The organism is Sphingomonas sp. DBB INV C78 (genome assembly GCF_042693015.1).
GTDB lineage: Bacteria > Pseudomonadota > Alphaproteobacteria > Sphingomonadales > Sphingomonadaceae > Sphingomonas_E.
In genome coordinates, this window is the sequence record NZ_CP170544.1 from 1222325 (window position 1) to 1248102 (window position 25778).

Sequence of the window (25778 nt, forward strand, 5' to 3'; positions counted from 1 at the left end):
TTGGCAAGGATCGGCCGGGACGGGCAAAGTGCCTTTCCCGGCCGATCTTGTTTTGGGCCCATGTTGCTTGCGGCGATAATGCCTGCGCCCTTTCCCCGCACGGCAAAAATGTCTAGTCCTGTACCTACCGCGCCGCACTGTGGCGCCACGAAGATCCAAGAGGAATCATGACGCGGAAGATCGACGTCGAGGCGCTCTGCGCTGAAAAAGGACTTCGCATCACCGAACAGCGCCGCGTGATCGCGCGCGTGCTTTCGGAATCGGAGGACCATCCCGACGTGGAGGCGCTGCACGCCCGGGCGTCGGCAATCGATCCGGGCATCTCGATCGCCACCGTCTACCGGACGGTGCGGCTGTTCGAGGAGGCCGGCATCCTCGAACGCCACGATTTCGGCGACGGCCGCGCCCGTTACGAGGCGGCGGCGGAAACGCATCACGACCATCTGATCGATGTCGAGACCGGGCGGGTGATCGAGTTCGTCGATCCCGAACTCGAGGAATTGCAGCGTAAGATCGCTGCAAAGCTGGGCTTCCGTTTGGTCGATCACCGGATGGAACTTTACGGCGTCTCGATCGACCGTCCACACTGACGCGCAAGCTTGCCCATGCCCTTCCGCATGCAACGCCGCATCGCCCTGGCGACCGCGGCCTTGCTTGGCAGTTTGCCGGGCCATGGGCTCCACCGCCTGACAAGCCGGGCGCCATCGCCATGGGTTCCCCGCTTTCTGGCGATGGCCGGGCGTTCCTTCGGGCTACGGGTGACGATCGCGGGCAATCCTGTGCGCGATCATGTGCTGTATGCCGCCAACCATATGTCGTGGCTCGACATATTGGCTTTGGGCGGTGCCACCGGCGCAGCCTTCGTTTCCAAGGATGATGTCAGCCGCTGGCCGATCGTCGGTGGGCTTGCGCGAATTGGCGGGACGATTTTCGTCAGTCGGTCCGATCGCGCCGCGGTGAAAGGCCAAGCCGACGCGCTGGGCGCGGCACTCGCATCGGGCAGGCCAGCGGCCTTGTTCCCCGAAGGGACGACGGGTGACGGGGCCACGCTGCTCCCTTTCCGCGCCTCGCTCTTCGCCTCGCTCGATCGCGCGCCGCCGCATGTCGTCGTGCAGCCTGTCGCGATCGACTATGGTGCGGTCGCGACCCAAATCGCCTGGACCGATTGCGAGGGCGCCGGCGCCAATGCCCGCCGTGTGCTTTCCGCCCCCGGCCCCATTCCCGTTACCTTGCACTTCCTCGATCCGATCGATCCCGCGCTCGGCCGCAAGCTGATTGCGGCGAAGGCACGCGCCGAAATCGAGGCCGCACTTTTGGAAAGCGGCACGTTGCTCTATAGCGCCGCGCCATGAACAAGCCCGCCCCCAGGACATTTCACGTCAAGTCGTTCGGTTGCCAGATGAACGTCTATGACGGCGCGCGCATGACCGAATTGCTTGAATCCGAGGGGCTCAGCGCGGCTGCTGGCGCCGACGAAGCCGATCTCGTCGTCCTCAACACCTGCCACATCCGTGAAAAGGCGGCGGAAAAGGTCTATTCCGACATTGGCCGCCTGCGTCGCGAGGACGGCACGACGCCGATGATCGCCGTTGCCGGCTGCGTCGCGCAGGCCGAAGGTGCCGAGATTCCCCGCCGTGCCCCCAGCGTCGATATCGTCGTCGGGCCGCAGGCCTATCACCGCCTGCCCGATCTCGTCCGCGCCGCACGAACCGGCAAGGCGGTCGATACCGACATGCCCGCGGAATCGAAGTTTGAGGCGCTGCCCGCGCGGCGGCGCCAAGGGCCGACCGCTTTCCTGACCGTTCAGGAAGGGTGCGACAAATTCTGCACCTATTGCGTGGTGCCCTATACGCGCGGCGCCGAGGTATCGCGGCCGTGGGCTGCGGTGGTCGATGAGGCGAAGGCGCTGATTGACGCCGGCGCGCGGGAGATCACTTTGCTTGGCCAGAACGTCAACGCCTGGGAAGGCGAGGACGAGGCCGGCCGCACGCAGGGGCTGGGCGGACTGATCCGCGCGCTGGACAAGCTGCCGGGGCTGGAGCGTATCCGCTATACGACCAGTCATCCCAATGACATGCGGGATGATCTTATCATCGCGCACAAGGAAGTTGCGTCGCTGATGCCCTTCCTCCATCTGCCGGTGCAGGCCGGCAGCGACCGCATCCTCAAGGCGATGAACCGCAGCCACAGCGTCGACAGCTATCTGCGCGTCATCGATCGCGTGCGCGAGGCGCGGCCGGACATCGCCGTCTCCGGCGATTTCATCGTCGGCTTCCCCGGCGAGACCGAGGAAGATTTCGCTGCGACGCTGGCGCTGATCGCCCGCGTCGAACATGCCCAGGCCTTCTCCTTCAAATATTCGCCGCGCCCCGGCACGCCAGCGGCCGTGATGGATGATCAGATCGCCGCGGCCGTGATGGACGAGCGGCTCCAGCGGCTGCAGGGCCTGCTCAACGAGCAGCAGCACGCCTTCAACCGCGCGACGCTCGGCAAGACGCTGAAGGTTCTGATCGAACGTAACGGCAAGAGGCCCGGCCAGCGGATCGGCAAATCGCCCTGGCTCCAGTCGGTCATCGTCGAGGATGGGCCCGACATCGGCACGCTGGTGGAGGTCGAAATCGTCTCCTCTGGCCCGAACAGCCTTGTCGGCGCGCTGACGAGGGTGTCCGCAGCGGCCTGAAATCGCTGCGGATCGTTCGATCGGGCCAATTGCTTTCTCGAACGGGTTCGCAGGCTGGGCGGCGATTGTCGCTACCGATAGGTCGTGCCACTGGCGCAGCGAACAGCCGGCCCTGATTCCGGCAGGAGCAGTCTCATGCGCGCCACTTTTGCCTTCGCTCTTGTCCTTGTCGCGACGCCGGCACTGGCAGGGCCGCCATATGTTACCGACGATCCCGAGCCGACCGATCTCGGCAAGTGGGAAGTCTTCGCCTATGGCGAGGGGACGCGCTTCCGCAGCCACAGCTACGAAGCCGAAACCGGCTTCGACATCAATTATGGGGCCGCGAAGGATCTTCAGGTCACGACTGTGCTGCCCGTGGCCATCGAACATGAAGATGGGCAAATGCGGAGCGGCCTTGGCGATGTGGAACTTGGCGCCAAATATATGTTCATCCATCAGCAGGATGGCACTGTCGTACCCGACATCAGCTTCTACCCGACGATGACGCTGCCAACGGCCCATCACGGCCTGGGCAGCGGCAAGGTCGGCGCTTTCTTTCCGCTTTGGGCGCAGAAGGATATCGGCGCCTGGAGCATGTTCGGCGGCGGCGGCTATGCGATCAATCCGAACAAGGATGCGAAGGATAGCTGGCTGGTCGGCTACGCGATCACCCGGCAACTGACCGACAAGTTCAATCTGGGCGCCGAAATCTACCACGAAACCGCCGACGAGGTTGGCGGCAAGCCGGGCACGGGCCTGGGGCTCGGCATGGTGTACGACCTCAACGAGAAGTGGAGCATCCTGGCATCCGGCGGGCCGATGCTGGAACATCGCGACGCCACGGGGCGCTACGCATTCTATATGAGCCTGGCGTTCCACGATTGACGTCGCCCAAGCCCAACGTGCCCTATCGCGTTCGAAAGGCGGTGTCGGCACATCGAGCGACGCTACCTCGCCGGCCTTGCCCGCGCAGGTGATGCGCCGTTGCATCGGTTCGGATGCAGCGGCGCATTGCCGCATATCGCCCATTGCCGATCCATGTGGAAATCGCCACCTTGATCCGTGCCGAGTCCCGCCGCGTCGGCTGGACCGCACAGGGAGATTTATGTCGCGTAAGCCCGTACCCGCCCAGGCCGGCGACCGTGCCCGCCTCGAGATCCTTTTCGACAAGCCGCAGCTCCTCGGCCGCCTTTTCGGCGAATATGACCAGAACCTCGTCGCCATCGAAAACCGCCTCGGCGTCTATATCGCCGCGCGCGGCAATCGCTTGCAGATCGAGGGCGAGGCCCAGGCCGCGGCCCGCGCCCGCGAGGTGCTGACCGGCCTCTACAACCGTATCGTCCAGGGCCAGGATATCGACGCCGGCGCGGTCGACGCGGTGATCGCCATGTCGGCCGAACCCACGCTCGACGGTATCATCCGCACCGACGTCAGCCAGCCGCCGGCGGTGATGATCCGCACGCGCAAGAAGACGATCGTGCCGAGATCGGCCACCCAGATCCGCTATATGGAGGCGCTGGGATCGTCGGACATCATCTTCGCCCTCGGCCCGGCGGGCACCGGCAAGACCTATCTGGCCGTCGCGCAGGCGGTGCAGCAATTGATCAATGGTTCTGTCGACCGGCTGATTCTGTCGCGCCCGGCGGTGGAGGCTGGCGAGAAGCTCGGCTTCCTGCCCGGCGACATGAAGGAGAAGGTCGATCCTTATCTCCGCCCGCTCTACGACGCGCTGCATGATATGCTGCCGGCCGAGCAGGTCGAGCGACGGATCGCGTCGGGCGAGATCGAGATCGCGCCGCTCGCCTTCATGCGCGGCCGCACCTTGGCGGAAGCGTTCATCATCCTCGACGAGGCGCAGAACACCACGCCCGCGCAGATGAAGATGTTCCTCACCCGCTTCGGCATGAACAGCCGGATGGTGGTGTGCGGCGATCCCAAGCAAGTCGACCTGCCGGTGCCCGGAAGTTCGGGTCTTGCCGATGCCGTCGCCAAGCTCGAAGGCATTCAAGGCATCGCCACGGTCCGCTTCGACACGAGCGATGTCGTGCGGCACCCGGTGGTCGGCCGGATCGTCGAGGCCTATGAGGGCAAGAATGACTGATCGGATGCCCTGGTGATCGAAACTGCCGTGCAGGTTGAACCTGCCTGGACCGAGAAAGTGGATTGGGAGAAGCTGGCCGAGCACGCCGTGCTCGCGGCTTTTCGCCACAGCCCTAACGGGCCGCTGGTCGATGACGCAGTCACGATCGAGGTGTCGGTGCGCTATGCCGAAGACGATGAGGTGCGCGAACTGAACGCCGCCTATCGCGGCAAGGACAAGCCGACCAACGTGCTGTCCTTCCCGATGGTGCAGGCCGACCTGCTCGAGGGCCTTTCCAATAGCGACGATGGAGAGGTGCTGCTGGGCGACATCATCCTCGCTCATGGCGTGTGCGTGCGCGAGGCCGAGGAAAAGGGGGTCGCGACCGAGATCCACGCCACCCATCTGGTCGTCCACGGCACGCTTCATCTGCTCGGTTTCGACCATATCGACGAGGGCGAGGCCGAGGCGATGGAAGCGATCGAGCGGGCAGCCTTGGCATCGCTCGGCATTGCCGATCCCTATGCCGTCGAAGAAGCCTGAGACGCCGACCGGGATATACATCTCGACTCGGTAACGATCCGGCGGCTATCTTGTCCCCACACCAAGGGGACCGAAACACCGACATCATGCCCGACGATTCCAGTAGCGGCGACAGTAGCGGCCGATTGTGGAGCGGCCTTCGGGCCCTGTTATTCGGCGAAGATAGCGAGCCTACGCTTCGCGACCAGATCGAGGAAGCGATCGAGGAGCATGAAGGCGGGGCGCCATCCAAGGGCGATCTGACGCCGATCGAGCGGCAGATGCTGCGCAACCTCCTCCATTTCGGGGAGCGGACCGCGGGCGATGTGGGCGTGCCGCGGGCGGACATTATCGCCGTGCCGGAGACAATCAGCTTCGCCGATCTGGTGCAGACTTTTGCCGAGGCCGGCCATAGCCGCCTGCCCGTCTATCGCGAAAATCTCGACGAGATCGTCGGCATGGTCCACGTCAAAGACGTGTTCGCGATCCTCGCTGCGGGCACCAGTCCGCCGGCGACGACCGAAAGCCTGATCCGTCAGCCCCGCTATGTGCCTGAATCGATGGGCGTGCTCGATCTGTTGGCGGAGATGCGCGCTACGCGCACGCATCTCGCGATCGTCTTCGATGAATATTCGGGCACCGAGGGCCTCGTCACCATCGAGGATATCGTCGAGGAAATCGTCGGCGAGATCGACGACGAGCATGACGAGGAAACGCAGGCGCTGTTCGTGCCGCTCGACGACGGCATCTGGGATGCCGATGCGCGCGCCGAGTTGGAGGACATAGCCGAAGCGATCGACCCACGCCTCGCGGAGATCGAGGAGGATGTCGACACGCTCGGCGGGCTTGCCTCGGTGCTGGCGGGCCATGTCCCCCAGATCGGCGAGATCGTCGAGCATGGGAGCGGCTGGCGGCTCGAAGTGACCGACGGCGATGCGCGCCGCGTCGCCCGCCTGCGATTGCATCCGCCGGTCGAAGCTGTCGTCGAGGAGGAGTAGCGGGCGGCTTTTTCATCGCCTAGACTAGGGTCATGAAAAAACGCCTTATCCTGATCCCGATCCTGCTCGCCGGTGCGGCCTTTGCCGGCTGGACGGCGCTCACCAACGAACATGCAGACCTGAGCGTCGAAGCGGTGATGGGCGACAAGCCCACCATCGCCGAGCCCAAGAAGACGCTGCTGCCGACGATGAAGGTCGCCAAGGCGGTCGGCTGGAAGGCGGGCGAGGCGCCGGTGCCGGCCGCCGGCCTGGCAGTGCAGGCGTTCGCAACCGGGCTCGATCATCCGCGCTGGATGCTGCCGCTCGCCAATGGCGACGTGCTGGTGGCGGAAAGCAACAGCCCGCCGCGCAAGGTTGGCGGCGTTCGCGGCTGGGTCATGCGGCAATTGATGGGCCGCGGTGGGGCCGACGTCCCCTCGCCCAACCGTATCATCCTGTTGCGCGATGCGGATGGCGACGGCGTGGCCGAACAGCGCAGCGTGTTGATCTCCGGGCTCAATTCGCCCTTCGGCATGGCCCTGGCGGGCGAGCATCTCTACATCGGCAATGTCGATGCGCTGGTGCGCGTGCCATTCAAGCCGGGCCAGACGAAGATCGATGCGAAGCCCGAAAAGATCGTCGACCTGCCCTTCGATCCGCCCGGTCACTGGACCCGCAACGTCGTCGCCAATGCTGACGGCTCCAAGCTCTATGTTGCGGTGGGATCGGCGACCAATATCGCCGACAATGGACTGGACGTCGAAAAAGGCCGCGCCGCGATCTGGGAGATCGACGCCGAGACCAAGGATCATCGCGTCTTCGCTTATGGCCTGCGCAATCCGGTCGGCATGGCGTGGGAACCCACCAGCAACGCGCTTTGGACGGTCGTCAACGAACGCGACATGCTCGGGTCGGACCTTGCGCCCGATTATCTGACGCATGTCGAGCTGGGCGGCTTCTATGGCTGGCCCTATTATTACTGGCACGGTTACATTGATAAGCGCGTCGAGCAGCCCGACGACGACCAGCGCCAGTATCTGATCCGCCCCGATTATGCGTTGGGGCCGCACACCGCATCGCTGGGCCTGAGCTTCGCCAAAGACGCAAAGCTCGGCACCCAATTCGCTGACGGCGCTTTTATCGGCCAGCATGGCTCGTGGAACCGTCGGCCTTTCTCCGGCTACAAGGTGATCTTCGTTCCCTTCGTCAAGGGCCAACCCGCGGGCAAGCCGATCGACGTGCTAACCGGCTTCCTCGATGAAAAGGAACAGGCGCGCGGCCGCCCCGTGGGCGTTGTCGCCGACCGGACGGGCGCGCTGCTGGTGGCAGACGATGTCGGCAATGTCATCTGGCGGGTGAGCGCGAAGGCGCCTGCCGTGCCGGTGGCGGCACCGGCAAAGCCTGCTTCCTAAAGCAAAGCCGTCCGCGACAGCCGGTAGAGCACATGCCGGTGCAGCGGATGGCTTTCTGCCAGCGCCGGGTGATCGAAGTCGCCCGGCGTGTCGTGCCGGAAGCCGAGCCGTTCCATCACCGCGCGCGATCGACTGTTGGAGGTGGCGGTGAAAGCGAGGATCTCGTCGACACCGAGCCGTGCGAACCCATCGGCCAGCACCGGACCCATCGTCTCGGTGACATAGCCCCTGCCCTGCGCATCGCTCCGAAGCCGCCACGCCGCTTCGATGGCCGGCGCGAAGGGTAGGATTTCGGGCACAGGCTGCAATCCTGCCGCGCCCACAGGCACGTTATCATCACCGATGATCGCCCATATGCCCCATCCGTTGTCGGCCATCCGGCTCCGCATCCGATCGAAACGCAACCGCGCCTCCTCGGTCGTCAGCGCACCGCCCAACCAATAGGCCACCTGCGGATCGGCATGGAGTGCGCGATAAGCCGCGAAATCCTCCTCGCGCCAGACGCGCAGGCGGGGATGCAGGCTGGTCGCCATTGCTCAGGCGGTCGCGAAGAGTTGTGCGAGATCCGCAAAGGCCTTGAACTCGAGCGCATTGCCCGAAGGATCACGGAAGAACATCGTTGCCTGTTCACCGGCTTCGCCCTTGAAGCGGATGTGCGGGGCGATGCCGAAGGGGATGCCGGCCGCCTCCACCCGTGCGGCCAGCGCCTGCCAGTCGGCCATCGTCAACACCACGCCGAAATGGGGCACGGGCACATCATGGCCGTCGACCGCGTTGCTCGTTTCCACACGGCGCATCGTCGGATCGAGATGGGCGACGATCTGGTGGCCGTAGAGATCGAAGTCGATCCACTCCGGCGCGCTCCGCCCCTCGGAACAGCCGAGGATGCCGCCGTAGAAGGCGCGCGCGGCTGCAAGATCGTGGACGGGAAAGGCGATGTGGAAGGGACGAAGCTCAGCCATGCCGCCCGGATAGCCCAAGCCATCCGTCTTGCGAAGCGTCAGGTGCCGCGGTCGCGGCCTTCGCGCAGCCAGGCGATGCAGCCCCGCTCATAGGACCAGCTATAGGCTTCGCAATCCGCGGTGCTGGTTGCAGCTCCGCTCGCCGCCCAGCGATAGCCGAGTTCATATTCCGAACAGCCCTGGCAGTCGGCCACGACCGGATCATAAGCGACGCTACGGGCGCGGGGCGCATATTCGGAAGCATCGACCGCCCGCGGCTCCGGCACGTAACGGCCGCGCCATGGCTCCAGCGTGTCGGATCGTGCCTCGGCGAGGCGGATATAATCGGGTGTGGCGCCACGCACCGCGAATGAGCCGCCCGCGACACCGCACAGGATGCCGGCGCCCAGGCTCACCATCAATCCGATCGACCAGTGGTTCATCGATCATCCCTGCCATCGAGCGCAGGCTCAACGACAAGGATGCTCGCCTTGTTCCGCTTTGGAAAGCGTGGCCGGCGCCACCAGCCACGCCCTTCCCTTACTCGGCGGCTTCGGCGGCCTCTGCGTCCTTCCAGACCAGCACCGGCTTGCGCGCGGCCAGCGTCTCGTCGAGCCGGCGGCGCGGGGCGAGATGCGGCGCGCCCTTGAGCGCGGGATCGCCGGCCTTGGCCCGTTCACCCACCGAACGCAGCGCGCCGATGAATTGGTCGAGCGCCGCCTTGCTCTCGGTCTCGGTAGGCTCCACCAGCATTGCGCCATGGATGACGAGCGGGAAATAGACCGTCATCGGGTGGAAGCCCTCATCGATCAGTCCCTTGGCGATATCGAGCGTCGAGAAACCCTCGGGCAGATTATCGTCCGAGAAGAGCGCCTCGTGCATGCAAGGGCCGGACGCCGCGAACGGCGCCTCGAGCACATCTTCCAGGCTGCGCAGGATATAGTTGGCGTTGAGCACGGCATCTTCGGACACCTGCTTCAGACCATCCGCGCCGTGGCTCAACATATAGGCCGCGGCACGGACGAACATGCCCATCTGGCCGTGGAAGGCGACCATGCGGCCGAAGGAGGACGCATGATGCTCGCCCGCCGTCTCTTCCTCGACCAACACATAATGGCCGCCCTGCTTCTCGACGAAGGGCAGCGGGGCATAAGGTGCGAGCAGATCGGAGAACACCACCGGCCCCGACCCCGGCCCGCCGCCGCCATGCGGGGTGGAGAAGGTCTTGTGCAGGTTGATGTGCATCGCATCGACACCGAGATCGCCCGGCCGCACCCGGCCGACGATGGCGTTGAAATTGGCGCCATCGCAATAGACCAAGGCGCCCGCCGCGTGGACCGCATCCGAGATATTCTTCATATCCGGCTCGAACAGGCCGCAGGTATTAGGGTTGGTGATCATCACCGCCGCCACGTCCGGCCCCAGCCGCGCCTTCAACGCTTCGAGGTCGACGCGGCCCGCGGGCGTCGCCGGGATATTCTCGACCGCATAGCCGCAGAAGGCGGCCGTCGCCGGGTTGGTGCCATGGGCGCTTTCGGGCACCAGGATCACCTTGCGGGCATCGCCGCGAGCTTCCAGCGCCGAACGGATCGCGAGCAGGCCGCACAGTTCGCCATGCGCGCCCGCCTTGGGGCTCATCGAAACCGCGGCCATGCCGGTCAGTTTGACCAGCCATTCGCCGATGAGATGGATCAGTTCCAGCGCGCCCTGCACCGAATCCACCGGCTGCAGCGGATGGATGTCGGCGAAGCCGGGGAGCCGCGCCATCTTCTCGTTGAGGCGCGGATTATGCTTCATCGTGCAACTTCCCAGCGGGAAGAGGCCGAGATCGATCGCATAATTCTGGCGGCTGAGGCGGGTGTAGTGGCGCACCGCTTCCGGTTCGGCCAGGCCCGGCAGGCCGAACGAGCGATTGCGTTCGAGGCCGCCGAGGCGGCTCGCCACCTTGGGCGCTTCCGGCAGGTCGACGCCGGTGCGTTCGGTGTCGCCGATCTCGAAGATCAGCGCCTCTTCCAGCATCAGGCCCTTGTTGCCGGTGAAGGTCGCGACGCTGCTGCCGGCTTCGCTCGACGCCATTTCGGGGCGCCATCCGCTCTGGTTGATGCTCATCGCAGCGCCTCCTCAATCGCATCGGCCAATTCTTCGACATCCTCGTCGGTCGTGGTTTCGGTGACCGCAACAACGAGACCGTTCTCCAGTGCGGCGACGCCCGGATAGAGACGGCCGAGCGAAACGCCGCCCAAAATGCCGTCATCGGCGAGCGCCCGGACGACGGGGCGGGCTTCCTTCGACAGCTTCAGCGTGAATTCGTTGAAGAAGGCGTCGTTGACCAGCTCGACGCCGGGCACCTTTGCCAGCCGTTCGGCAGCGGCGACCGCCTTGGCGTGGTTGAGCGCAGCGAGATCGCGCAGGCCGCGTTCGCCGAGCAAGGTCATGTGGATCGAGAAAGCCAGCGCGCAAAGGCCCGAATTGGTGCAGATGTTCGACGTCGCCTTCTCGCGGCGGATATGCTGCTCGCGCGTCGAAAGCGTCAGCACGTAGCCGCGCTTGCCCTCGGCATCGACGGTCTCACCGCACAGCCGGCCCGGCATCTGGCGGACATATTTGTCGCGGGTTGCGAACAGGCCGACATAAGGCCCGCCGAACTGAAGGCCGACACCGAGCGCCTGGCCCTCGCCCACGACGATATCCGCACCCATCTCGCCCGGCGAGCGGATCGCGCCCAAAGCGACCGGTTCGGTCACGACGGCGATCAGCAGTGCGCCCATTTCGTGGCAGCGCGCGGCAAGCTCGGACAAATCCGCGACATGACCGAGGATGTTGGGGTTCTGGACGACGACGCAGTTCGTCTCCTTGTCGACGGCGGCGATCAGCTTGGCGAGGTCATCGCCCGGCGCGCCAACGGTCAGTTCGGGGACGGCGGTTTCCAGCACGTCGCCGGTGAACTTCGCCATCGTCGTGCAGACCGACACATAATGCGGGTGGACGCCGCCCGAGATCAGCGCCTTGGCACGCTTGGTGATGCGGCGCGCCATGACGATCGCCTCCCAGCACGCGGTAGACCCGTCATACATCGAGGCGTTGGCGACGTCGCAACCGAGCAGGCGCGCGACCTGCGTCTGGAACTCGAACAAGACCTGTAGCGTGCCTTGGGCGATTTCCGGCTGATAGGGCGTGTAGGCGGTCAGGAACTCGCCGCGCTGGATGAGATGATCGACGCTCGCCGGGACATGGTGGCGATAGGCGCCGCAGCCGAGGAAGAAGGGGCCGTCGCCAGCGGCGAGGTTGCGCCCGGCCAGTTCCTTGAGCTGGCGTTCGACCGCGATCTCGGAAGCGTGGGCCGGCAGGCCCGCGATCGGCGCGGAAAGCCGGGCGGCTTCGGGAACGTCGACGAACAGGTCGTCAATGGTCTGCGCGCCGATGGTGCGGAGCATCGCGCTCCGATCGGCGTCGGTTAGAGGCAGATAGCGCATGTTACGAGGCTTTCCTCATGCTGAATCTCAGGCGGACATAATCGGCAACCCAGCTTCCGTCGGGCTGCAGGAAATCTTGTTCAAGCCGCTTCTCGACGGCTTCGGCCACTTCGGCCTGTTCGGCATCGGGGACGTCGGCGGCGTCCATGAAGCCGGCGCGGAAGGTGCGCAGCCAGCCCGCGACACCGGCCGGAAGCGGCGTCGGGCGGGGGATGAGCTGGGCTTCAATGTCGACAAAGCCGGCCGCGGTATAGACTGCCGAGAACTCTTCCGGCGTCGGATACCATTGCGGCGCGCCATCCGGCAGCGCGTAGCCGCGCTCGCGCAGTTCGGCGTAGAGCGCCGCGCGCAGCTTCGCGATGTTGCCGTGGCCACCCATCTCGCCGACGAAGCGGCCGCCGGGCTGGAGCGCGCGAAACACGCCCGCCGCGACCGCCGCGCCATCGAGCATCCAGTGGAGCGCGGCGTTGGAGAAGACGGCGTCGAACTCCGGCCCGAAGGCCAGTGCCTGGCCGTCCACGACACGGGCGTCGAGCCCGCGGGCCAACGCGGCCGCGACCATCGTGTCGGCTGCATCTATCCCCAATATGCTGGCGCCGGCCGCTGCGATCTTCTCGGTCAGCACACCGTCGCCACAGCCAAGGTCGAGAATCCTCTCGCCCGGCTGCGGATCGAGCAGCGCCAGGACCGGTGCGCCGAGCGCAGGCACGAAAGCCGCGTTCGTCGCATAGTCCCGTGCTTCCCAGCGACTGGTGGGGTTGACGCTCACAGCGTCTCCACGAACGCCTTGTAACCGGCGTCGTCGAGCAGGCCGTCCAACTCGGCGGTATTCGTCAGCTTGAGCTTGAAGAACCAGCCATCGCTTTCCGGCGCGGTGTTGACGAGCGAGGGATCGGCTTCGACCGCGGCATTACCCTCGATCACTTCACCCGAAACCGGCGCGTAGACGTCCGATGCAGCCTTCACCGATTCGACGACCGCGGCTTCCTTGCCCTTTTCGACCGACGTGCCGGCGGGCGGGACCTCGACGAACACGACGTCGCCAAGCTGCGACTGGGCATAATCGGTGATGCCGACCGTGGCGGTATCGCCCTCGACCGAAATCCACTCATGATCCTTGGTGAAATAGAGCGTCATGGCTCAGGCTCCCTTGCGCACATAATTATGGGGGACGAAGGGCATGGGTGCGACCTTCGCCTGGAACAGCTTGCCCCGCTGCTGGAGGGTGACGGCGCTGCCGGCCTCGGCGAGCGATGCGGGCACATAGGCCATCGCAATCGGCGCCTGCAGGCTGGGCGAGAAGCCGCCCGAGGTGACGCGGCCGACTTCGCTGCCTTCCGCATCGAGCACGGTGCCGCCCTCGCGGACCGGCTGGCGGCCTTCGACGATCAGGCCGACGCGCTTCACCACCGGGCCTTCGGCGCGTTCGATCGAGATGCGCTCATAGCCCGGAAAGCCGCCTTCCTCCCGCCTTCGCTTGGGAATAGCGAAGCCGAGATCAGCCGAGACCGGCGTCGTGTCCGGGTCCAGATCATGGCCGTAGAGCGGCAAGCCCGCTTCAAGCCGCAGCGAGTCGCGGGCGCCCAGGCCCACCGGCTTCACTTCGGGCTGTTCGCACAGCAGGGTCGCGATCGCTTCAGCGGCCGAGGCCGGCAGCGAAATTTCGAAGCCATCCTCGCCGGTATAGCCCGAACGGCTGATCCAGCAGGAAACGCCGCCCAAGCGGAAGGCGCCCGCGGTCATGAACACCAGCTTCTCGACACCCGGTGACAGCCGCGACAGCGCGTCGACTGCCTTCGGCCCCTGCAGCGCCAGCAGCGCCTGCTCGTCCATATGGTTGAGCGTCACATGCTCAGGCAGTTGCTCGTGCATATGGGCGATGTCGTCATATTTGGTCGCGCCGTTGACGACGACATAGAGGTCGCCCTTGGTGCGTGTGACCATGAGATCGTCGAGCACGCCGCCGCTGTCGTTCAGCAGCAGCGAATAGCGCATCCGCCCTTCGGCCAGGCCCTTGATGTCGCCCGGCATCAAGGCTTCGAGCGCTTCGTCGGCATTTTCGCCGGAAACGAGCAACTGACCCATATGGCTGACGTCGAACAGGCCGGCGGACTGGCGGGTCCACAGATGCTCGGCCATGATCCCTTCATACTGGACGGGCATCCAGTAGCCGGCGAACGGAACCATCCGGCCGTCGCGATTGCGATGCCAGGCATCTAGCGGCAGCGTCTGCGGGATTTCGTCGGTGGATTCGTCGCTCATCAGGATCTCCCGTGCCAAGGCCGACAAGGCGAGCGGCCGCGATGGCCTTCGCACCTGTCGCCCCCTCTGTCACGGAACCTGAGAGCTTTCCCCCGGATCACACAAGTCCGGGGTTACCCCTTCGGTGGCCCCAGCCGAAGCCAGAGCGCTTTCCAGAGTGCCTTATCGATCACGCGGTCCCGTGGCCTGAGAGATTCCGGGGCGGTTGCTCCTTCGGCGGTGTGAGATTCGCTATCAACGAACCCCGCACACTCTCCCGCGCGATCGTCCGAGAATCTCTCCTCGGCGGCTGATCGAGCCTTGGCCCCAGCCGCCGACCGAGTCAACGCCGGTCGCGCTGCATCGCGGCAAATTTAACGCGTGGCGTTATAGGCAAGCTGGTCCTGGGTAAGCTGGAAACCGATCAGCAACTCGAAGCTCGACTGACGCACGGCGGCGCGCACCGCGGGATCGGCCAGCGGATCGATCGACGCATCGGCATCCTCGGGCTTGCGCTTGCGACGGATCTGCTGCTCGATCTCCGGCGGCAGCGTGGCAGCAGACATGGCGATATTGGCGTTGCCGCCACCGGCTGCCGTCGCGCGCGCCTCGCCATCGGCAAAGCGCAGCACAACGCGGCTGATCTGCTTGGAAACGATCTGGGTGCCGCCGCGGGTGACGGTGGCGAAATAAGGCAGCACCACCTCGCGCGCGCCGCTGGTGTCGCTGCGGCGGGCCTGGATCTCGAAGGTCGCGTCGGCGACGATGCGATCGCCCTGTTCGGCGCAGGTGTTGCGCAGGTTAGTGATCGTGGCAACCACATCGATCGCGCGGGAATCGCGGCTCGTCGGCGGGTTGAACAGGGTCACGTCACCGGTATTCACCGGAATCGCCACGGCGGGGCAGGAAGAGCGAACGGACTTGATGCCGCCGGTCTCGTCAAATTCCGCTCCGTTGGCGCAGCCGGCCAGCGCCAGCGCGACGAGGCTGATGGCGATCGTCTTGGGTTGAAACAAGGGGGCAATCCTCTGCAATCTATGGGCCGGCGGCGATTGGCCGCGAACGGGCCGGCGCGGATCATAGGAAGCGCCTTCCGCGCAGGCAAGCAATCGCGTAGAGCGCACGACATGGCCGAAGCTTCCGCTCCCTTTCCCCCGCTCCGCCTGCTGATCGCAGCGCCGCGCGGCTTCTGCGCCGGCGTCGACCGCGCGATCCGCATCGTCGAACTCGCGATCCAGAAATATGGTGCACCGGTTTATGTACGGCATGAAATCGTCCACAACCGCTATGTGGTCGATAGCCTGAAGGCGAAGGGTGCGATCTTCGTCGAGGAACTGGACGAGGTGCCCGATGGCGTTCCCGTGGTCTTTTCCGCCCATGGCGTGCCCAAGGCGGTGCCACACAAGGCGGAAGAGCGCGGCCTTGAATATGTCGACGCCACCTGCCCGCTCGTCTCCAAGGTCCATCGCCAGGCCGAACGGCTGGTGGCGGATGGCCGCCATATCCTGTTCATCGGCCATAAGGGGCATCCCGAGGTGATCGGCACCTTCGGTCAGGTGCCCGAAGGCCGCATGACCCTGGTCGAGACCGTTGCCGATGCCGAAGCGATCGAGCCGGCCGACCCGCAAGCTCTTGCCTTCCTGACGCAGACGACCCTTTCAGTGGACGACACCGCCGCCACCATCGCCGTGCTGCAGCGCCGTTTCCCGTCAATCCAGGCGCCGCGCGGCGAGGATATCTGCTACGCGACCTCCAACCGCCAGGCTGCCGTCAAGGAAATTGCGGCCCAGTGCGAGGCGTTGCTGGTGATCGGCGCGCCCAATTCGTCCAACTCGCTGCGGCTGGCGGAGGTGGGCGAGCGCGCCGGCGTCAAGGCGCAGCTTATCCAGCGTGCGACCGACATCGATTTCGATTGGCTCGAAGGCGTATCGGTGCTGGGCATCACCGCGGGTGCCTCCGCTCCCGAAATCCTCGTCCGTGAAGTGGTCGACCTTATCGCGACCCGCTTTACCGTGACCGAGGAGCAGGTGGAAACTGCCCGCGAAAACATGGTGTTCAAGCTTCCCCGCATCCTCGCCGCCGCCTGAATAGCCGATGTTGCGCCGGCCCAAGCCGGCCTCGCATTGCCTTTTCCGCCGGCGCCGGGAAGAGAGGCCCCGCGGGCCGATCGGCCGCTTCGACTGGGGGATAGATTTTGGCCGTCTACACGCATGTGCCCGCCGAGGAGATGGACGCGCTGCTCGGGCGCTATGATGCGGGCACGCTGGTTTCCGCCAAGGGCATCGCCGAAGGCGTGGAGAACAGCAATTATCTGGTCGACACGACGGCAAACCGTTTCATCCTAACGCTCTACGAAAAGCGCGTGGACGCGGGCGACCTGCCCTTCTTCTTCGCCCTGCTCGATCATCTGGCAGATAAGGGCCTGCCCGTTCCGCGGACGATCAAGGACCAGGACGGCGTGCAGTTGCAATCGGTATGCGGACGACCCGCGTGCCTGATCGAGTTCCTGAACGGTGTTTCGGTCAGCCATCCCACGCCGGCGCAGGCGCGCGCGGCGGGCGCGGCGCTCGGCCGGATGCACGGCGCGCTCGTGGATTTCTCCGGTCGCCGCGCCAATGCGCTGGGGCCGGAAGGATGGGCGGAGCTTGCGGCGCGATGTGGCGACGATCTTGATGCGATTGCACCCGGCCTCAAGGCGCGAGCCGATGAGGAGCTGCGTTACATATCCGACAATTGGCCCCATGATCTGCCGCGCAGCGTGATCCATGCGGACCTGTTTCCCGACAATGTGCTGATGCTGGGCGACGAGATCTCCGGGATCATCGATTTCTATTTCGCCGCTTATGAGGTGCGTGCCTGGGACGTCGCCGTCACCCACGCGGCCTGGTGCTTCGAAAATGACGGAACCGGCTTCGATGCCGCTCGTGCCCACTCACTGATCGCCGGCTATGAGGAGAGCTTCGGTCTCTCGCCTGCCGAACGCGCCGCCTTCCCGGCGCTGGCGCGTGGCGCCTGCCTGCGTTTCCTGCTGACACGCGCCTGGGATTGGCTCAATACACCGGCCGATGCGCTGGTGACGCGCAAGGACCCCCTTGCCTTCCTGCGCCGCCTGGACTTCTATCGCGACGCCCTTCCGGAGACGATTGGTTTGTGAATGACATCACGCATGTAGAAATTGCCACCGATGGCGCCTGCAAGGGCAATCCCGGCCCCGGCGGCTGGGGCGTCGTGCTGCGCGCGGTGGGCACGGAACGCGATCTTTCCGGCGGCGAGCCGCTGACCACGAACAACCGCATGGAATTGATGGCGGCGATCCAGGGATTGGAGGCGCTGAAGCGCCCGTGCCGCGTCACGCTCCACACCGACAGCCGCTATGTGATGGATGGGCTGACCAAGTGGATCAAGGGCTGGCTGCGCAACGGCTGGAAGACCGCCGATCGCAAACCGGTGAAGAATGCCGATCTCTGGCAGCGCCTGATCACGGCGGCCGATCCGCACCAGATCAAATGGGTGTGGGTGAAGGGCCATGCCGGCCACCCCGACAATGAGCGCGCGGACAAGCTCGCCAGCGATGCCGCGATCGCGGCCGGAGGAATGCGGCGATCGGCATGACGTGGCGGCGGCGCGACACGCTCCAGTTCGTCGCCGCCCTGCTTGTCGGTTCGGGCGCGGCGCTGACTTTCCAGTATTTCCGGCCGATCGGCGAGAAGGTCGGCGAAACACCCACCGTCGAAAGCATATTGGCCGATCCCGATGCGCCACGCACCGGCCCCGCCGACGCGGCGATCACGATCATTGTCTATACCGACTATGATTGCCCGATCTGCCGCCAATCCTATGGCGCCATGGCCGATGCGATAGCCGGCCGAAAGGATGTCCGTATCCTCAACAAGGAATGGCCGGTGCTCGGCCCTCGTTCGCTGCGCGCTGCAAAAGTGGCACTCGCGGCGGACAAACAGGGCCTTTATGCGCCGGTCCACGACCGGCTGATGCGGCGCTCCGGTCGTCTCGACGAAGCGGAATTACGCACCGCGATCGAACAGGCGGGTGGCGATTGGGCGCGGATCGAGGCCGATCTCGCCACCGATGCGAAACGCATCGACGCGGCGCTCGCCCGCGTATCGACGGAGGCTTTCGCGCTCGGCCTGCAGGGCACGCCGGCCTATCTCATCGGCCCGGTGCTGGTGCGGGGCGGCCTCGACGAAGCCGGCTTTCGCCGGGCGCTCCGCGAGGCCGCCAAGTAGGTCAGCCCGCCGGCTGGTTCGCCCCCGTCACGTCGCGGGCGGCGGCATAGCCGAACGTCATCGCGGGCCCGATCGTGGCACCTGCGCCCGGATAGGAACGGCCCATCACCGATGCCGCGGTGTTGCCGATCGCATAGAGGCCGGGAATGCGCTCGCCCGCCTGGTTCAGCACCGCGCCGTCGCAGTCTGTCACGAGCCCGCCATTTGTACCAATGTCTCCGGGATTGACCGGAAGTGCATAGAAAGGTGCCTTTTCCAGCGGCAACAAGTTGGGATTGGGCTGGACCTTGGGGTCGCCATAATAACGGTCATAAGGTTGATGCCCGCGCCCGAAATCGGGATCCTCACCGCGCCGCGCATTGGCGTTGAAGCGCTCGACGGTCTCAACCAGCGCGTCGACCGGCAAGCCCAGCTTGCCCGCCAGTTCGGCGATGCTGTCGGCCTTGGTCAGGATCTCCTTCACCTCGCCGCGCATCGTGAAGTCCGGGAACACCGGCATCACCGGCCCCATCGGATATTTCTTCCGGAAAGTGGCGTCGAAGATCACATAAGCCGGCGTCGTCTCCGCACCGGGCAGGTTCTTCTCGAACATCTCCTGCCCGCAGATATGATAGGAAGCCGCCTCGTTGGTGAAGCGCTTGGCCGCCTGGTTGACGATGATCGAACCCGGCAGCGAGCGTTCGAAGAACAAGGGCCGCGCGCGATCCTCGCCCGGAACCTTGATCGTCGGCGCCCACCAGGCCGAATCCAGCCGCTCGACCGCCGCGCCCAGCTTCTGGGCGGCCGCCAGCGTGTCGCCCGTATTGTTGGGCTGGCCGCCGCTCACGTCGGGATCAGGCGAGCGGCGGAGATTGGCGGCGCGAAGCTCGGCATTCCGCTCGAACCCGCCCGCCGCAAGGATGACGCCCTTGCGCGCATGGACGCGCTGGGAACGGCCGTCCTTGTTGACGACGGCACCGATCACCCGGCCATTCTCGACGATCAGATCCTCGAACGGAGCCTTCCGCCACAGCGGCACCTTACGGCGATCCATGGCGAGCTTCAGCCGCGCGACGAGCGCATTGCCGCCGGTCAGGAAGCGCGAACGATCCGACTTAAGCCGTTGACCCACGTCCGAATAATAGCGCCACAGCACCTTGATCAGGCTCTTGATCCAACCCGGCCAGCGCGTGATCATCGGAGCGGCCTCGGCGGCGGTCCAGGAAATCTTGCCGAACAGCATGGCCGATGCGTGGGTCGGCCGCATCCATTTCAGATCCTCACCGATCAGGCGGCCATCGAGCGGCACCGGATCATGGCTGCGCCAGCCAAGCTTACCGCCGGGCAATTCGGCATGATAATCGGTGTAGGGGATCGAATTGTAGCGAACGTCGGCTTCGCGCTCGACATATTGCAGCATGGCGGGCGCCGTATCGACGAACGCCTCGATCCGCTTGGGATCGACCTCACCGGCGAGCGCCGAGATATATTGGATCGCTTCCTCGCGCGTATCCTCCTGCCCCGCCGCCTTGGCGAGATGACTGTTGGGTATCCACAGCACGCCGCCCGACGTGGCACTGGTGCCGCCGAACAATTCGCCCTTTTCGATCACCAGCACGTCGGCATGATTGTCCGCCGCGACGATCGCCGCAGTCAGCGCGCCCGCCCCCGATCCCACGACCAGAACGTCGGTTTCATAATCCCAACTGGTCGCGATCTTCCCCTCCATCATGCACTCACCCTTTGAACCTGCCGCACCTTGCGCAGCGAAATAGGAATACCCGTCATATGCGGCATGGCGTTGATCGCCTCGCGCCGGCTGGCATCAAGCAGCAGGTTGGTCGAAACGCCCTGCTGATAATAGCCCTCGTTGCTCGCCTCGTCCGGCAGGCCGCCAAAGCCATGCGCGATCGAAACCACGCGCCGTCGCAGAGTGGGGTCAGCCTCGATCACCGCCATGATCGCACCACGATCCGACTCGACCTCGACCTCGTCGCCATCGACGGCGCCGATGGCGGCCATGTCGTCCGGGTTCACGAAAGCGAGATTGTAGGGCACCCGCTTGCGCGTGGTCGGCAGATCGCGTCCGACGGAATTGAAGACCTCGCGAAGACGCCGGACGGCCAGACGGTGGCTGCGGTCCAACGCCTGCCAATCCTCGGCCGCGACGGTCCCGATTTCGGCGCGGACATCGTCCGGCATCAGGGTGAAGCGCCCTTCCCAGCCTTCCTCGGCCGGTTCGACATATTGCTCGGCACTTTCATCGACGAGACCGCGTTCCTCGGCCCTCAGCGCGTCGAACCCGCCCGGAACGTTACGGGTGACGATCGCCAGCAACTCATCGGTCGAGGGCGCCCGCGTCAGATCGAGCAGCTCGCCCAGATAGGTCAAAGGCAGGCCGAGCCGCTTCGCCAGGCCCCAGAAGACATAGGCATCCTCGACCAGTTCGGCGCCTTCGGGCGGCGCGGCGACGGCGGGCGTGTAACGGATGTAAGGCTGATCCGGGTACAGCATATATTCGTAGGGCCAGATCGGCAGGTCCGGCCGCTCATATTGCATGAAGGGCGGCAGGACATAGTCGGCCAGCCGTGCCGTCGCACCCATGGTTGGCTCGATGCAGACGAGCAGGTCTAGCTTGCGCAGCGCGTCCACGACATGCCGTTGATCGGGGACTGAGGAGGCCGGATTGCCGCCGTGGACGATCAGCGCGCGAACGCGATCGGCACCGGGTTCGAGTATCTCGTCGGCCATCACGCCGGTCATCATCTCGTCGTTCATGGCACCATAGCCGTGGATGCGGCTTTTCGGCCCATCCTCCCACCAGCGCGGCGCCGGCATCGCCTGCGCGCGGCGTGGATAGCGCGGCAGCACCATGCCGGGATTGTCTACCCGATCGCCTGCGCGCTGCATTCGCCCGCAGACGATGTTCAGCGTCTCCAGCAGATGTTCGGCCAGGTTGGAATGGGGGCCCATGTCCGGCCCAGTGGAACTGCCGGTGATGCCCGAACGGCTTTCGACTGCGAACATTCGTGCTGCGGCCCTGATCTGTGCTTCCGGGACATCGGCGCGGGCCGAGACGTAAGCCGGGTCGAACGGCGCGAGCGCGGCGCGCAATTCTTCGAGATCGGCGACATTAGCCGCGCAGAAATCGGCATCGTGCCAGTTTTCCGCCAACACGACATGGAGGATGCCGGCTATCAGCGTGGGATCTTCACCCGGTAGAGGCTGGATGACGAGATCGGCAAAGGACGCGGTCTCGGTGTGGCGCGGATCGATGACGATCAGCTTCATGCCCCTCTCCCGCGCGGCTTTCATCCGCTTCACCGGATTGCGCGTGTCGAAGGGCGGGTTGACCGAAACCATCGGGTTGGTGCCGACCAGCATCATCAGATCGGCGCGATGGGCGGGAATCTTGCCCGCCTGCCAGATGCCGAGCCGGCCCGCGGCGACCATCTTGGCCGACTGGTCGATCGTCACCGAACTGTAGCATTTGGGCGATCCGAGCGCCCGCAGCCAGTCGTTCAACATCATCACCGCCGATGCGGTGAAGAAGGCACCGCCGCCCTTGTAGCCGGCGACCGAAAGCGGCCCGCTTTCGGCGACAATCGTTTTCAACTTCTCGGCAATCTCGTCCAGCGCCTGCTCGATACCGATCCGCGCGAAGCTGCCATCGGGCATTTTCTTCAGCGGATGAAGTATCCGCTCAGGATTGTTGTGCGCCTCCACCGCGCGTAGCCCCTTGAAACAGGCGAAACCGAGCGTCTGCGGATCCTCGCGATCGGCGCGGATGCTGACCATGCGGCGATTTTCGTCGAGGGTGACGATCGTTCCGCAACTGCCCATGCAGATCCGGCAGAAGGAGATATGCTCGGTCGTCGCCATGCGCCTTCTCCTCAAGCCTGCTCCGCCAGCACCCGGTTGAGCACCTGCTGAAAGCCGGATGCCCGCGGATAGCCGACATAATTGACCATGAAGACCAAGATCTCCCGCGCCTGATCGGCCGTCAGTTCGCCATTGGCGAGCGCGGCGCGAAGCTGCACCTCCTGGATGCCGGTCTCGCCCAGTGCCAGCACCGCGCCCAGGATCATCAGGCGGCGATCGCGGATGGCGAGCGTGTCACGGGTCCAGATCTCCCCGAACAGATGGTCAATCGTATTGTCGATGAAGGCGTCGCGCTTCTCCCGCGGCGGAATGGGCACCACGGGGCCATAAACGCGGGCGAACATGGCCTCGCCGGCCTCGCGGCGATCCCCGCCACTCATGCCGCTGCCTCGGCCAGCAGTTGATCGAGCGCGATCTGGCCGGTCGCCATGCCAGCGGTGAAACCGGCGTCGGTGATGAAGTTGCAGCCGTTGATGTAGGTCGCCGCGTCCGAATTGAGGAAGATCAGCGGATAGGCCTGCTCCTCCGGCGAAGACCGGCGGCCGAGCGGCTGGGTGTAGACATCAATGATCTTCGGGCCGGCGAAGCTGTCGAAATCCGGGGTCATGCCGCTGATCGTCGGCCCAGGGCTGAGCAGGTTAAGGCGAATGCCGCGATTTTCGGTGATCCGCGCCGATTCCCGCATGGCCCAGACGATCACCGCCTCCTTGGAGAAGGAATAGGGATCGCCCAGCCCCGCCAGGCGAGGTTCAGCCCAGGCGACGGCGGCCGCATGGTCCGCCGTGGTCACGAACTCCGTCACCACATCGGCGCGCATGATCCAGCCATTGCCAGCGGTCGAGGCGATGATCGCGATCGCGCCATTGTCGCGCACCAGCGGGCGCGCCTTTTCAACGAAATAGCGGACGCCGATGAAATTGACCTTCACCACGTCCAGCGCCGGGTGCGTCTGCGGGAGGCCGGAGCAATAATAGATCGCGTCGATCGGCCCTTTCACCTCCGCGAGCGCGGAGTCGATCGAACCGGGGTCGCGCAAGTCGCATAAGCTGAACGCGGATAGGCCGATGCCATCGACCGGCTTCCAGTCCATGCCATGCACCTCGGCGCCCAACCGCACGAGTTCCACCGCCGTCGCGCGGCCGATGCCGGAATAACAGCCGACAACCAGCACTTTCTTGCCCGCGTGGGACCAAACCGACATCCGCTCTCTCCTGATCCGTTATCCGCCTCATCCTCCCATCGCCCTCCGACCGCGGCGAGCGATCGATGTTATGAATAGGGGACAATTTTCGCATAACGGACGAAAACTCGACCGCACATCTTCCCTCTTTCTATCAGATGCGCAGCAATGCTATGACCATACCACGCATAGCAAAGAGACCGAACGGTCCAAACGATAAAATGCGGAAACGGAGATCGGGTAACGGAGAGAGGCGCCATGCATTTGATCGAAACCCAGCAAGGGGACATCCAATCGTCCCCGGCCCATGTGGAGGCGGCAATTTCCGCCCCCAATTGCACGATCCAGATCGTGAGCATGATTCACCCATCGCCGGCGGAATTCGCTCATGTCGAACCGCATCACACGATCGCGATGCAGCGTCAGCGCAAGCAATCCTTCTCGTCCGGTCGCTACCTAATGGAAGGCGCCGAAAAGCGGTTCGAGGATATCGGCCGGGTGCTCGTCATCCCCGCCAATGTGCCGCTGCAGGTTCGTGCCGAAGGCGGCCCGACTCAGGCAGTGCGCTGCATCTTCAGCCAGGATGCCTATGCCCGCATCACGGGACTCGACGAACTGGTCCACCCCAACGAGATGGTCGGCTGCCTCGACGTGAAGAGCCCGCGGATCACCGACACGCTGGCGCGGCTCGCCAATGAAGCCGAAGCGCCGGGTTTCGCCTCGCGCGTGCTGGCCGAAGCGCTCGGCACGTCGCTGATGGTCGAAATCGCGCGCTATGTGAACGATCTGCAGCCGCGTTCGACGATCCAGCGCGGCGGCCTGGCACGGCGCACGCACCGCCAGATCATCGAATATGTCGAAACGCAGAACGGCACGCCGTCGCTCAGCGATCTCGCCAAGCTCACGGGTTTGAGCCGCCGGCATCTCAGCCGCGCGTTCAAGCAGACCACCGGCCAGACGATCTATGACTATGTCGAGCAGGTGCGCTTCAATCGCGCCTCCAACATGCTCGCCGACACTGATCTGCTGATCAAGGACATCGCGTTCAAGCTGGGCTTCACCTGTTCCAGCAGCTTCTCGGTCGCCTTCCGTCGCGCCTGCGGCGAAACGCCCAAGTCGTTCCGCAAGCGGATGCGGCCGGGCGCGCCGGAAGAGTGCGCAAGCGTCACCAGGATGGCCGCCTGAACGCGGCGGCCTGAATGGCGACGATCGAGCCGGTCCTGCGGCTGAACATGAGCGGCCGCGCCGATACGCGCGCGGCCGAGGCGGATCGCTATCGCGCGGCGATCGCGATGACGGAATATGCCGACAAGGCCGGCTTTGCCGTCGTCAATGTCGAGGAGCATCACGACGCGGAGATTGGCTGGCTGCCGTCCCCCCTCCTTCTGGCCGGGATGATCGCGGCGCGGACCGAGCAGATCATCATCCGCGGATCGGCGGTGCTCGCCCCGCTTTATGATGCCATGCGGTTGGCCGAAGACATCGCTATGCTCGATCTGGTGAGCAAGGGCCGTTTCCTGATGGTGCTGGGCCAGGGCTATCGGCCCAGCGAATATCATGTGATGGGCCGCAACTTCGAAACGCGCGGGCCCGATACCGACAAGCTGATCGATACGTTGCTGAAGGCGTGGAGCGGCGAGCCCTTCGACCATGAAGGCCGGACCATCCACGTATCGCCGCCGCCCTATACCAGCCCGCATCCGCCGCTTTATTATGGCGGTATGAGCCCTGCGGCGGCGAAGCGGGCGGCGCGCTGGGGGCTGCCTTTCCTTCCCGGCCAGCCGATGCCGGAAATCGAGGCGATCTACGTCGCCGAATGCGAGAAGCTGGGGAAAATCGCCCGCGTCGAGACATTCACCGACATGGCGATGCTGTTCGTGGATCGCGACCCGGACAAAGCGTGGGCGGAGCTCGGCCCCTATTTCCTGAAGGAAGTCGATCAATATGCGCGCTGGACCAAGGCCGGCGTGCAGCGGGTCTATGACGCCGGCAGCGGATCGATCGAGGCGCTGCGGAGCGCCGGCACCTACGAGATATTGACGCCCGAAGAATGCCTTGCCCGCGCCCGTGCGCTCGACCGGCCCTATCGGCCGATCCTGCACCCGCTGGCCGGCGGGATAGCGCCGGAACGCGGGTGGGAAAGCATGACGCTGTTTGTGAACGAGGTGCTGAACAAGCTCTAGGC

At 65.1% G+C, this 25778-nt stretch carries 27 protein-coding genes and 1 riboswitch; of the genes, 14 read left to right on the top strand and 13 right to left on the bottom strand.

Going from position 1 to position 25778, the window contains the following annotated elements:
* Positions 1 to 167: 167 nt before the first annotated feature.
* The 8 genes from ACFB49_RS05810 (at position 168) to ACFB49_RS05845 (ending at position 7653) form a co-directional block, all read left to right on the top strand.
* Positions 168 to 590 (top strand): Fur family transcriptional regulator, encoded by a 423-nt coding sequence (locus ACFB49_RS05810; RefSeq protein ID WP_380877128.1) that lies wholly within the window; start codon positions 168 to 170, stop codon positions 588 to 590.
* 27 nt (positions 591 to 617) lie between these two features.
* Positions 618 to 1352: a lysophospholipid acyltransferase family protein gene (locus ACFB49_RS05815; protein ID WP_380877129.1), complete on the top strand. Its 735-nt coding sequence runs from the start codon at positions 618 to 620 to the stop codon at positions 1350 to 1352.
* A complete protein-coding gene (gene miaB, locus ACFB49_RS05820) occupies positions 1349 to 2680 on the top strand; it encodes a tRNA (N6-isopentenyl adenosine(37)-C2)-methylthiotransferase MiaB (protein WP_380877132.1) in 1332 nt (443 codons plus the stop codon). The genes ACFB49_RS05815 and miaB overlap by 4 nt, the downstream gene beginning before the upstream one ends.
* Positions 2681 to 2815: 135 nt before the next feature.
* Positions 2816 to 3547: a transporter gene (locus ACFB49_RS05825; RefSeq protein WP_380877135.1), complete on the top strand. Its 732-nt coding sequence runs from the start codon at positions 2816 to 2818 to the stop codon at positions 3545 to 3547.
* Between the two features lie 220 nt (positions 3548 to 3767).
* On the top strand, positions 3768 to 4763 hold the full coding sequence (locus tag ACFB49_RS05830; RefSeq protein WP_380877137.1) for a PhoH family protein: 996 nt from the start codon (positions 3768 to 3770) through the stop codon (positions 4761 to 4763).
* A gap of 12 nt (positions 4764 to 4775) precedes the next feature.
* Positions 4776 to 5285, top strand: coding sequence for an rRNA maturation RNase YbeY (ybeY, locus tag ACFB49_RS05835; RefSeq protein WP_380877140.1), 510 nt, complete (start codon positions 4776 to 4778; stop codon positions 5283 to 5285).
* Positions 5286 to 5371: 86 nt separating this feature from the next.
* The gene (locus tag ACFB49_RS05840) at positions 5372 to 6262 is read left to right on the top strand and encodes a hemolysin family protein (RefSeq protein WP_380877142.1); all 891 of its coding nucleotides are present in this window, start codon (positions 5372 to 5374) and stop codon (positions 6260 to 6262) included.
* Positions 6263 to 6294: 32 nt separating this feature from the next.
* A complete protein-coding gene (locus tag ACFB49_RS05845) occupies positions 6295 to 7653 on the top strand; it encodes a PQQ-dependent sugar dehydrogenase (RefSeq protein ID WP_380877145.1) in 1359 nt (452 codons plus the stop codon).
* Here the strand turns inward: ACFB49_RS05845 and ACFB49_RS05850 are convergent.
* The 9 genes from ACFB49_RS05850 to ACFB49_RS05890 all read right to left on the bottom strand — a co-directional run bounded on the left by ACFB49_RS05850 (position 7650) and on the right by ACFB49_RS05890 (position 15324).
* Positions 7650 to 8186: a GNAT family N-acetyltransferase gene (locus tag ACFB49_RS05850; protein WP_380877148.1), complete on the bottom strand. Its 537-nt coding sequence runs from the start codon at positions 8184 to 8186 to the stop codon at positions 7650 to 7652. The genes ACFB49_RS05845 and ACFB49_RS05850 overlap by 4 nt on opposite strands.
* Before the next feature lie 3 nt (positions 8187 to 8189).
* Complete coding sequence (locus ACFB49_RS05855) at positions 8190 to 8615, bottom strand: VOC family protein (protein WP_380877151.1); 426 nt, start codon at positions 8613 to 8615, stop codon at positions 8190 to 8192.
* A gap of 38 nt (positions 8616 to 8653) precedes the next feature.
* Complete coding sequence (locus ACFB49_RS05860) at positions 8654 to 9037, bottom strand: hypothetical protein (protein ID WP_380877154.1); 384 nt, start codon at positions 9035 to 9037, stop codon at positions 8654 to 8656.
* A gap of 97 nt (positions 9038 to 9134) precedes the next feature.
* Complete coding sequence (gene gcvPB, locus ACFB49_RS05865) at positions 9135 to 10703, bottom strand: aminomethyl-transferring glycine dehydrogenase subunit GcvPB (RefSeq protein ID WP_380877157.1); 1569 nt, start codon at positions 10701 to 10703, stop codon at positions 9135 to 9137.
* Entirely contained in the window at positions 10700 to 12067 is a 1368-nt protein-coding gene (gcvPA, locus tag ACFB49_RS05870) for an aminomethyl-transferring glycine dehydrogenase subunit GcvPA (RefSeq protein ID WP_380877159.1), read from the bottom strand. The genes gcvPB and gcvPA overlap by 4 nt, the downstream gene beginning before the upstream one ends.
* 1 nt (position 12068) lies before the next feature.
* Complete coding sequence (locus ACFB49_RS05875) at positions 12069 to 12836, bottom strand: class I SAM-dependent methyltransferase (RefSeq protein ID WP_380877162.1); 768 nt, start codon at positions 12834 to 12836, stop codon at positions 12069 to 12071.
* Positions 12833 to 13204 (bottom strand): glycine cleavage system protein GcvH, encoded by a 372-nt coding sequence (gcvH, locus tag ACFB49_RS05880; RefSeq protein WP_380877164.1) that lies wholly within the window; start codon positions 13202 to 13204, stop codon positions 12833 to 12835. Before gcvH ends, ACFB49_RS05875 begins: the two co-directional genes overlap by 4 nt.
* A 3-nt stretch (positions 13205 to 13207) precedes the next feature.
* Positions 13208 to 14329 carry a glycine cleavage system aminomethyltransferase GcvT gene (gene gcvT, locus ACFB49_RS05885; RefSeq protein WP_380877167.1) on the bottom strand — a complete coding sequence of 374 codons (1122 nt, stop codon included), beginning with the start codon at positions 14327 to 14329 and terminating at the stop codon, positions 13208 to 13210.
* Positions 14330 to 14493: 164 nt separating this feature from the next.
* A riboswitch (glycine riboswitch) is annotated at positions 14494 to 14598 on the bottom strand.
* An 84-nt stretch (positions 14599 to 14682) separates the two neighbouring features.
* Positions 14683 to 15324: a hypothetical protein gene (locus ACFB49_RS05890; RefSeq protein ID WP_380877169.1), complete on the bottom strand. Its 642-nt coding sequence runs from the start codon at positions 15322 to 15324 to the stop codon at positions 14683 to 14685.
* A gap of 111 nt (positions 15325 to 15435) precedes the next feature.
* Here ACFB49_RS05890 and ispH point away from each other — a divergent pair, with 111 nt between their 5' ends.
* From ispH to ACFB49_RS05910, 4 genes are all read left to right on the top strand, one after another.
* Entirely contained in the window at positions 15436 to 16395 is a 960-nt protein-coding gene (gene ispH / locus ACFB49_RS05895) for a 4-hydroxy-3-methylbut-2-enyl diphosphate reductase (RefSeq protein WP_380877171.1), read from the top strand.
* Positions 16396 to 16502: 107 nt separating this feature from the next.
* Positions 16503 to 17462, top strand: coding sequence for a homoserine kinase (gene thrB, locus ACFB49_RS05900; protein ID WP_380877174.1), 960 nt, complete (start codon positions 16503 to 16505; stop codon positions 17460 to 17462).
* The gene (gene rnhA, locus ACFB49_RS05905; protein ID WP_380877177.1) at positions 17459 to 17920 is read left to right on the top strand and encodes a ribonuclease HI; all 462 of its coding nucleotides are present in this window, start codon (positions 17459 to 17461) and stop codon (positions 17918 to 17920) included. Before thrB ends, rnhA begins: the two co-directional genes overlap by 4 nt.
* A complete protein-coding gene (locus ACFB49_RS05910) occupies positions 17917 to 18552 on the top strand; it encodes a thioredoxin domain-containing protein (RefSeq protein ID WP_380877180.1) in 636 nt (211 codons plus the stop codon). Before rnhA ends, ACFB49_RS05910 begins: the two co-directional genes overlap by 4 nt.
* Position 18553: 1 nt before the next feature.
* On the opposite strand, the gene ACFB49_RS05915 is transcribed toward ACFB49_RS05910, so the two are convergent.
* Genes ACFB49_RS05915 through ACFB49_RS05930 form a run of 4 tightly spaced genes read right to left on the bottom strand, consistent with a single transcriptional unit; the run spans position 18554 to position 23614 of the window.
* Positions 18554 to 20263, bottom strand: coding sequence for an FAD-dependent oxidoreductase (locus tag ACFB49_RS05915; protein ID WP_380877182.1), 1710 nt, complete (start codon positions 20261 to 20263; stop codon positions 18554 to 18556).
* Positions 20260 to 22413: a molybdopterin-dependent oxidoreductase gene (locus ACFB49_RS05920; RefSeq protein ID WP_380877184.1), complete on the bottom strand. Its 2154-nt coding sequence runs from the start codon at positions 22411 to 22413 to the stop codon at positions 20260 to 20262. The genes ACFB49_RS05915 and ACFB49_RS05920 overlap by 4 nt, the downstream gene beginning before the upstream one ends.
* A gap of 11 nt (positions 22414 to 22424) precedes the next feature.
* The gene (locus ACFB49_RS05925; protein WP_380877188.1) at positions 22425 to 22793 is read right to left on the bottom strand and encodes a carboxymuconolactone decarboxylase family protein; all 369 of its coding nucleotides are present in this window, start codon (positions 22791 to 22793) and stop codon (positions 22425 to 22427) included.
* The gene (locus tag ACFB49_RS05930; RefSeq protein ID WP_380877191.1) at positions 22790 to 23614 is read right to left on the bottom strand and encodes an SDR family oxidoreductase; all 825 of its coding nucleotides are present in this window, start codon (positions 23612 to 23614) and stop codon (positions 22790 to 22792) included. Before ACFB49_RS05930 ends, ACFB49_RS05925 begins: the two co-directional genes overlap by 4 nt.
* A 237-nt stretch (positions 23615 to 23851) precedes the next feature.
* Between ACFB49_RS05930 and ACFB49_RS05935 the strand changes: the two genes are divergently transcribed.
* Entirely contained in the window at positions 23852 to 24778 is a 927-nt protein-coding gene (locus ACFB49_RS05935; RefSeq protein WP_380877194.1) for a helix-turn-helix transcriptional regulator, read from the top strand.
* A 14-nt stretch (positions 24779 to 24792) separates the two neighbouring features.
* Entirely contained in the window at positions 24793 to 25776 is a 984-nt protein-coding gene (locus ACFB49_RS05940) for an LLM class flavin-dependent oxidoreductase (protein WP_380877197.1), read from the top strand.
* The last annotated feature ends 2 nt before the right edge of the window (positions 25777 to 25778 follow it).